We start from the raw sequence: 932 nt of genomic DNA, 5'->3' as shown, positions 1-932 counted from the left end.
TAGGCCGTGTTGCTAAAGGGTGCTCGTGGGCACGTGGGTGATCCTTGTGTTCGTGGCGCGTGTGGAGATCTCTGATGATGATTGGGCTGTGATCGGCCCATTGTTTCCGGCCGTGGGCACGACTGGCCGTCCGCCGGTCGACCGTCGCGCGGTGGCCGAGGCGACGGCGTGGCGGTTCCGGACGGGATCGCCGTGGCGGGAGGTGCCCGAGCGGTTCGGGAACTGGAACACGATCTACAAGAACTTCAACCGGTGGGCCGAGCAGGGCGTCTGGACTCGGGTGCTGGAGGCGGTGCAGTCCCTCACGCATCAGCGTGGAGAGTTGGACTGGGTGACTTCGATCGACTCCACGATCGTGCGCGTGCATCAGCACGGCGCGACCCTTCCCCGAACCACAGGGAGATCCGCCGAACTACAAGAAGTACGGCGAGGAACCGCCTGATCACTCGATCGGTCGCTCTCGAGGCGGGTTGACGACCAAGATCCACCTCGTCTGCGACGGAAAGGGGAGAACCCTGGCGTTCGTCCTCACGGGAGGACAGGTCGCCGACACGAGCATGCTCCCCGACACGATCGACGAGATCCGTGTCGTCGGCGCGAAAGGACGCCCCAGGACCCGTCCGGAACGGGTTATCGCCGACAAGGGCTACCCGTCGAAGAAGAACCGAGCCTGGCTACGCCAGCGAGGAATCGCTACGACCATTCCTGAACGCGACGACCAGATCGCGCACCGTCGCAAGAAGCCCGGCCGGCCGATCGACTTCGGGCGCGATCAGAAACGACGCTACAAAGGCCGTAACGCCGTCGAGCGCTGCTTCAACAAGCTCAAGCAGTGGCGCGGAATCGCGGCCCGATCAGACAAGACTGCCCGGAACTTCCACGCCGGGCTCAGCCTCGCAGCCACCCTCCAATGGGTTTAGCAACACGGCCTA

General features: G+C 64.4%; 1 pseudogene. It reads left to right on the top strand.

Annotation, left to right across the window (positions count from 1 at the left end):
* Positions 1–19: 19 nt before the first annotated feature.
* Positions 20–920: pseudogene (locus tag KKR01S_RS10850) on the top strand (IS5 family transposase).
* Positions 921–932 lie beyond the last annotated feature (12 nt).

Source organism: Rothia kristinae NBRC 15354, from assembly GCF_001570865.1.
Lineage (GTDB): Bacteria > Actinomycetota > Actinomycetes > Actinomycetales > Micrococcaceae > Rothia > Rothia kristinae.
The sequence above is the reverse complement of the archived record's forward strand: the minus strand, read 5'-3'. Positions and strand labels throughout refer to the sequence as shown.